We start from the raw sequence: 7,168 nt of genomic DNA, 5'->3' as shown, positions 1-7,168 counted from the left end.
GCCGATCACGCTGACCGATTGCGGCGTCTCGATCAGCGGCGTGTCGGTCTTGGTCGAGGGCAGCGTGCGCCTGGAGGAACTGACCGTCGAGTCGCGCGACGGCACGGCGGCGCGCGTCGTGGTCCCGCGCGAGGATCCGCGCGGGCCGATCGACGGCTACGTCGCCAAGCGCACGCTGACCTCGACCAAGACCGACACGCCGCTGATCGAGACGCCGCAATCGGTCAGCGTGATCGGCCGGCAGCAGCTCGACGCGATCAAGCCCCAGCAGATCGGCGAGATCATCAATTATTCGGCCGGCGTGTTCGGCAACGCCTTCGGCCCGGATTCGCGGGTCGACTTCTTCCAGATCCGCGGCTTCACCGCGAGCGACACCGGCCTGTACCGGGACGGGCTGCAGCTGTTCAACTACGGCTTCGCCTCCTACAAGGTCGATCCGTTCGGGGTCGAGCGCGTCGACGTGCTGCGCGGCCCCGCCGCCGTGCTGTTCGGCCAGGGCGGCCCCGGCGGCCTGATCAACATCATCAGCAAGAAGCCCCCGCTCGAGCCGTTGAACTACGTCGAGGTCGGCGGCGGCTCGTTCGGCCAGAAGTACCTCGCCTTCGATTTCGGCGGCCCGGCCGACAACGAGGGCCACTGGTTCTACCGCCTGACCGGCATCGGCCGGCAGGGCGGCACGCAGGTCGACGGCCTCGACGAGAACCGCGGCTACATCGCGCCGAGCTTCACCTACAAGCCGGACGGCGCCACCACGCTCACCGTGCTGACGAGCCTGCAATACGACGACACCGGCCGCATCAACGCCTTCCTGCCCTACCAGGGCACGGCGCGCCCGGACGTGTTCGGCGCGCGCATCCCGCGCAGCTACAACGTCCAGGACAAGGACAACAACGTCTATCGCCGGACGCAGTACAGCCTCGGCTACGAGTTCGAGCACGTCTTCGACGACACGTGGACGTTCCGGCAGAACCTGCGCTACGCGTACAGCGAGTCCTACGACAACTCGTTCAGCATCAACGGCTACGCCGACCCGCTGCAGACGCAGCTGGCGCGCTACCGCTTCCGCGCCACCTCGCGGATCGGCGCGTTCAACGTTGACAACAACGCGGTCGCCCGGTTCGACGACGGCTTGTTCCGGCACACCTTCCTGGTCGGGCTCGACTACAAGAACGTGCAGCTGAACGACAACCAGGCGACGGGCGGCTTCGTCGGCCCGGCGGTCGCGAACTTCAACCTGCTGGCGCCGAACTACGGCTCGCCGACCGTGGCGGCGGCGCCCTACCTGGTCAACTACGACGTCTTCCAGCAGGTCGGTCTCTACGCGCAGGACCAGATCAAGCTCACGCCCGAGCTGACCCTGGTGCTTTCCGGCCGCGGCGACTTCACCTCGAACGAGGTCAACAACCTGCTGGCCAGCACCGTCACGCGCCAGACCGCCAACGCCGGCACCCAGCGCTACGGCCTGATCTACAACTTCGATTTCGGCCTGGCGCCCTACGTCTCCTACGCGAGCTTCTTCAACCCGCAGATCGGGACGAACTTCTTCAGCCAGCCGTTCAAGCCGACCACCGGCGACCAGTATGAGGTCGGCGTGAAGTACCAGCCGCCGGGCTACGACGCCTTCCTGACGCTGGCCGCCTTCGACCTGACCCTGGCCAACTCGCTGACGATCGACCCGAGCAACAACCTCAACCAGCTCCAGCTCGGCGAGACGCGCTCGCGCGGCTTCGAGGCGCAGTTCGTGGCCAACCTCACCCGCGACCTCAACGTCACCGCCTCGTTCACGACCTTCAACATCGAGGTCACCCGCGGCGACGTCGGGGTGATCGGCCGGGCGCCGACCGCGACCCCGGAGACGCTGGCCACCGTGTTCGCCGACTACACGATCCCGGGGGGCGAGTGGCGCGGCTTCGGCTTCGGCGGCGGTGCGCGCTACGTCGGGCGCTCGTTCGCGGACACCGCCAACACCCTGACGGTGCCCGAGCGGGTGCTGTTCGACGCGGTGGTGCACTACACCCGCGACAACTGGCGCTTCGCGGTGAACGCTCAGAACATCGCCGACAAGCGCTACGTCTCGGCCTGCCAGTCGACGGCGGCCTGCTTCTACGGCGAGGCCCGTCGCATCACCGCGAGCCTGAGCTACAAGTGGTGAGCCTCCCGCGGGCGGCGCGCGCCGCCCGCGTCGCCTGCCATGATCCTCGGCTCCCTATGATCCTTGCCCCGGCTCCTGCCGCGCCCGCTCGCGCAGCAGGTACTTCTGCACCTTGCCGGTGGAGGTCTTGGGCAGCTCCCCGAACACGATGGTCCGGGGCATCTTGTAGGCGGCGAGCCGCCCGCGGCACCAGCGGATGAGGTCGTCGGCGCTGGCCGCGGCGCCGTCCCTGAGCTCGACGAAGGCGCACGGCGTCTCGCCCCACTTGTCGTCGGGCTTGGCGACGACCGCGGCCGCGGCGACCGCCGGGTGCTTGAACAGCGCGTCCTCGACCTCGATCGAGGAGATGTTCTCGCCGCCCGAGATGATGATGTCCTTCGAGCGGTCCTTGAGCTGCACGTAGCCGTCGGGGTGCTTCACGCCGAGGTCGCCGGTGTGGAACCAGCCGCCCCGGAACGCCGCCTCGGTGGAGGCCGGGTTCTTGAGGTAGCCGCGCATCACCACGTTGCCGCGCATCATCACCTCGCCCATCGTCCGGCCGTCCGCCGGCACCGGTTCCAGGGTCTCGGGGTCGCGCACGTCGAGGCCCTCGAGCACGGGATAGCGCACGCCCTGGCGGGCCTTCCTGGCGGCCTGCGCGTCGGCCGGAAGGTCGTCCCACTCGGCATGCCACGCGTTGACGACGGCCGGGCCGTAGCTCTCGGTCAGCCCGTAGAGGTGGGTGACGGCGAAGCCCGCCTCGCGCATGCCCGCCAGCACCGCCTCCGGCGGCGGCGCGGCGGCGGTGAAGAACGCGACCCGGTGGGGCAGGGGGCGGCGCTCGGCGTCGGAGGCGTTGATCAGCAGCTGCATCACGATCGGCGCCCCGCACAGGTGGGTGACGCCGTGCTCGGCCATCAGCGCGTACATCGCCTCAGCCCGGACTTGGCGCAGGCAGACATGGGTGCCGGCCACGATCGACAGCGTCCACGGGAAGCACCAGCCGTTGCAGTGGAACATCGGCAGCGTCCAGAGATAGACCGGGTGCTGCCCCAGGCTCCCGGTGACGACGTTGCCGAGCGCCAGCAGCGCCGCGCCGCGGTGGTGGTAGACCACGCCCTTCGGGTCGCCGGTGGTGCCGGAGGTGTAGTTCAGGCTGATCGCGTCCCACTCGTCGTCGGGCATCGCCCAGTCGTGCTCGGGATCGCCCTCGGCGAGGAACGCCTCGTAGTCGCGGGTGCCGAGGGCCTCGCCGGCGCCGGCATAGTGCGGATCGTCGTAATCGATCACCAGCAGGCTGCGCCCGGTCTGCGCCAGCGCGTCGCGCGCGACGCGCGAGAACTCCCGGTCGGCGACGAGGACCTTGGCCTCGCCATGATCGAGGCAGAAGGCCAGGGCCGCGGCGTCGAGGCGGGTGTTGAGGGTGTTGAGCACCGCGCCGGCCATCGGCACGCCGTAGTGGCACTCGATCATCGCCGGCGTGTTGGCGAGCAGCACCGCGACGGTGTCGCCCCGGCCGATCCCGTGGGCGGCGAGCGCCGAGGCCAGGCGGCGGCAGCGGGCGTAGAGCTCGGCATAGCTGCGCCGCAGGGGCCCGTGGATCACCGCGACCTGGTCGGGAAACACCCGCGCCGCCCGGTCGAGATAGCCCAGCGGCGTCAACGGCTGGTGGTTGGCCGGATTCCGGTCGAGGTCGCGGTCGTAGATCGTGTCGCGGCGCATGGCGGCCTCCCGGCGAGCAAGGCCCGGACAGTACCGCGCACGGCAGCGTGATCCAACGGCCTGCGGCCGCCCGGATCAGTGGTGGCGCTCGGCCCGGAGCTCGCCGAGGGCGCGCGGATCCTGCAGGAACTTGGCGAGCTCGAAGCCGATCTCGATCATCAGGCCGTCGATCAGCTTGGTCAGGTTCGCCTCCCCGAGGCCGTCGGCGAGGGCGCGGAGCGCGATGGCGTGCTCGGCCATGCGGTTCACGAGGCGCTCCGTCTGGCGCAGGTCCGCCGACCGGTTCTCGGTGAGATCGATCGCGATGCCCCGCCCCTGCGCCGTCCCGTCGACCGCATTGCGCTCGACGCGCCCGCGGATGAGGAGCTTGCGCACGCCCGCCGCCGATTCGACGGTCCGGAACTCGGCCTCGACCGGCCCGCCGATCTCGCCGGCCGCGTGCAGGCAGCTCTCGACCCGGCTGCGGTCCTCGGGATGGGTCCGCTCGAGGAACGTGTCGATCGATACCCCGCCGGCGGCGACCTCGGGATCGAGGCCGAGCAAGCCGGCGAAGTCGCCCGACAGCGTGAGACGCCCCGCCCAGTGATCGTGCACCCAGGCGCCGACGACGCCGGAGGCGTCGAGGACAGCCCGGAGCTCGTCGTTGGAGTGCGGGTTCGGAGCCTGTGCCATGCAACTCCTAAAGGCCGGCGGCAGCAAAAATAAACTTGAGGTACGATCGACGGACGGGATGGCGCCCTCGAAAAGCAATCTAAGGCATCGCTTCCTCTAAGAAAAGTGAGAACCGACAGGGAGCCCTCGAAAACAAACTTGAGGTTGGAAAAACCCTCCGCATCCCGGGTCTCGGGCCGCGTTCCGGAGCCGGCGGATGGAGAGCGGATGCCGGCCGGCCCGAGACGGCGCCCGCCTCCGTTAACGGCCTCTTAACCATAACCGACGCGATATCGGGATCACGGCATCCCTGGGTCACAGGATCCTCGCCTTCGCGCGGAGCTCCCCGATTCTAGGTTGCCCGGAGCGCGTGCGCCGCAACTCCGGCTTTGGCCTGCGAACGGGACGGCGGCATGCCCGCGCCCGGCAGGACGCCGGATCGTGCCGCACCGCGACGCGCATGCGCGCGCTTTTGAGCCAAGGCAGCTTGAACCGAGGACCGGCCGATGAAAGCGATCACCTTCGTCACCCAGAAGGGGGGCAGCGGCAAGAGCACGCTCTGCATCTCGCTCGCGGTCGCCGCACAGGAGGCCGGCCGCTCGGTCTGCATCCTGGAGATGGACCGGCAGGCCACGATCTCCGACTGGCTCGACCACCGCACCGCGGAGGGCCCCGAGGTCGCGCAGATCGATGCGACGCAGATCGACGCCGTGATGACCCAGCTTCGGGACTCGGCCTACGACTACGTCTTCATCGACACGCCCGGCGTCGATTCCACCGGCACCCTCTCGGCGATCCGCGCCGCCGACCTCTGCATCATCCCGTGCCGGCCGACGCCCGCGGACCTGCGCGCCTTCAAGCCGACGCTGGCCGCCGTGTACCGGCTCGAGAAGAAGTTCGCCTTCGTCCTCAACCAGACGCCGCCGCGCTCCTACCGCATCCGCGACGCGGCCGACGGCCTCGCGGTGCTGGGCATCCTGCCCGACGTCAACATCGTGGCGCGCACCGACCACCAGGACGCGATCGGCGTCGGCCAGGGCGTCACCGAGTTCAACCCGAAGGGGCAGGCGGCGGGCGAGGTGCGCCGGCTGTGGTCCTGGATCGAGAAGCGCACGCAGGCGGGCAAGGTCGGATCGGGACAGGCGGTCTCGGGCAAGCCCGTTTCGGGCCAGATAGGATCCGGCAAGGCGGTGAAGCATGTCGAAGCCGCCTAAGCTCAATCTCGCCTCGATCGTCGCGGCCTCGGTGCCGGCCGCACGCGCCGTGCCGCAGACCGCCGAGATCGTCCAGCTCGACCGCGGCGCGAGCCCGCCGAAGCGCGGGCCCGCCACCCTGAAGGAGCGCGCCCGGCAGATGTCGGTCTATCTCGAGCCGCCGGTCTACGACCAGCTGCGCGACCTCGCCTATGCCGAGCGCACCAAGATGCACGCGATCATGCTGGAAGCCCTCGACCTGCTGTTCAAGCAGCGCGGCGCCCGCTCGATCGAGCAGCTCTCGGAGCCGCTTCAGCGCTGAGCCTCCGCAACCGCACCGGCGAGATCACGGGTACGGGCCTTGCCCCCGCCCGGTCTCGCCGATCCGCGTGCGAGCGGTTTCTGAACGATCCTGGAACGTCTTGGCGCCGAACGCTCAAGCGATGCGGGAACGCGAAACCCTGTGAATCGCAGCGGTCGGACGGCGCGCGGCGCGTTCCGTTCAGGCTTCCTTTACGGCGTTCGGACAAGTGTCGGTTCGTTCGGTCGCCGCCCCCTTGTGCAGGGGGCGAGCCGGACGCCCCGGCGTAACCGCTCCCGTGCGGGCCGGACCTTCGGCACGTGGCGTACAGGCGGATCCGGTGGGCATGGCGCGTTCGACGCTTCTTCGAATCCCGGATTCGCGCCGCGGCCCGCTTCCCTTGCGGCGCCTGCTCGCGGTCTCGGCGATCGCGCTGGCCACCGCCAACTGCAGCACAAACCCGCAGAAGTTCGCCGGCCCCGCCGGCAACGGGCTCGACCCGAAATACGGCGTGAAGACCAGCCCGCGCCTCTACAACGAGGGCGACGTGATCCCGAAGGGCGGCGGACGCCGCTTCTCGGGCAAGCCCTATGTGGTCGCCGGCCGCACCTACGTGCCCAAGGAGGATGCCCGCGGCTACGTCCGCGAGGGCCTGGCCTCGTGGTACGGCGCCGCCTTCCACGGGCGGATGACCGCCAACGGCGAGGTGTTCGACCGCCACTCGATCGCCGCCGCCCACCCGACCCTGCCGCTGCCGAGCTACGTCCGCGTCACCAACACCGCGAACGGCTACTCGATGGTGGTGCGCGTCAACGACCGCGGCCCCTACCATGCCGACCGCGTCATGGACGTCTCGGAGGAGGTCGCCCGGGCGCTCGAGTTCCACAACAAGGGCACCGCGCACGTGCGCGTCGCCTATCTCGGCAAGGCCTCGGTCGCCGGCTCCGACGACCGCAAGCTCCTGGCGACGCTGCGCACCGACGGCGGGCCGGCGGGCGTGCGCACCCCGGTGATGGTGGCCGATCTCGGGCCCTCGGAGGAGCCGGAGCGGTTCTCGCGCACGACGCCGGCGCCGCTGGCGTTCAAGCCGGCACCGGAGCGCGAGGAGCGCGACGAGGCCCCCGCCCCGCATCCGGTGCGCGCGCCGATCGTGCTGGCGCGGGCACCGGA

At 70.1% G+C, this 7,168-nt stretch carries 6 protein-coding genes; 4 read left to right on the top strand and 2 right to left on the bottom strand.

The window, feature by feature from the left end; genetic code table 11:
* The coding region (locus FV223_RS16185) for a TonB-dependent siderophore receptor (RefSeq protein ID WP_348644800.1) at positions 1–2,152 on the top strand (2,152 nt) is incomplete at its 5' end.
* Between the two features lie 54 nt (positions 2,153–2,206).
* Here FV223_RS16185 and FV223_RS16180 read toward each other — a convergent pair.
* Together FV223_RS16180 and FV223_RS16175 are read right to left on the bottom strand one after the other, a co-directional pair.
* Positions 2,207–3,853 carry an acyl-CoA synthetase gene (locus FV223_RS16180; protein WP_147727999.1) on the bottom strand — a complete coding sequence of 549 codons (1,647 nt, stop codon included), beginning with the start codon at positions 3,851–3,853 and terminating at the stop codon, positions 2,207–2,209.
* Positions 3,854–3,928: 75 nt separating this feature from the next.
* Positions 3,929–4,525 carry a PAS domain-containing protein gene (locus FV223_RS16175; protein ID WP_147727998.1) on the bottom strand — a complete coding sequence of 199 codons (597 nt, stop codon included), beginning with the start codon at positions 4,523–4,525 and terminating at the stop codon, positions 3,929–3,931.
* A 485-nt stretch (positions 4,526–5,010) separates the two neighbouring features.
* Here FV223_RS16175 and FV223_RS16170 point away from each other — a divergent pair, with 485 nt between their 5' ends.
* From FV223_RS16170 to FV223_RS16160, 3 genes are all read left to right on the top strand, one after another.
* A complete protein-coding gene (locus tag FV223_RS16170; protein WP_147727997.1) occupies positions 5,011–5,718 on the top strand; it encodes a ParA family protein in 708 nt (235 codons plus the stop codon).
* Positions 5,702–6,019, top strand: coding sequence for a ribbon-helix-helix domain-containing protein (locus FV223_RS16165; protein ID WP_147727996.1), 318 nt, complete (start codon positions 5,702–5,704; stop codon positions 6,017–6,019). Before FV223_RS16170 ends, FV223_RS16165 begins: the two co-directional genes overlap by 17 nt.
* Before the next feature lie 325 nt (positions 6,020–6,344).
* Positions 6,345–7,168 (top strand): septal ring lytic transglycosylase RlpA family protein (locus FV223_RS16160; protein WP_147727995.1); only part of this gene is annotated, 824 nt, incomplete at its 3' end.

It is taken from the genome of Methylobacterium sp. WL116, from assembly GCF_008039455.1.
Classification (GTDB): domain Bacteria; phylum Pseudomonadota; class Alphaproteobacteria; order Rhizobiales; family Beijerinckiaceae; genus Methylobacterium.
Note: the sequence above shows the minus strand (reverse complement) of the source record. Positions and strands in the feature narration are given on the sequence as shown.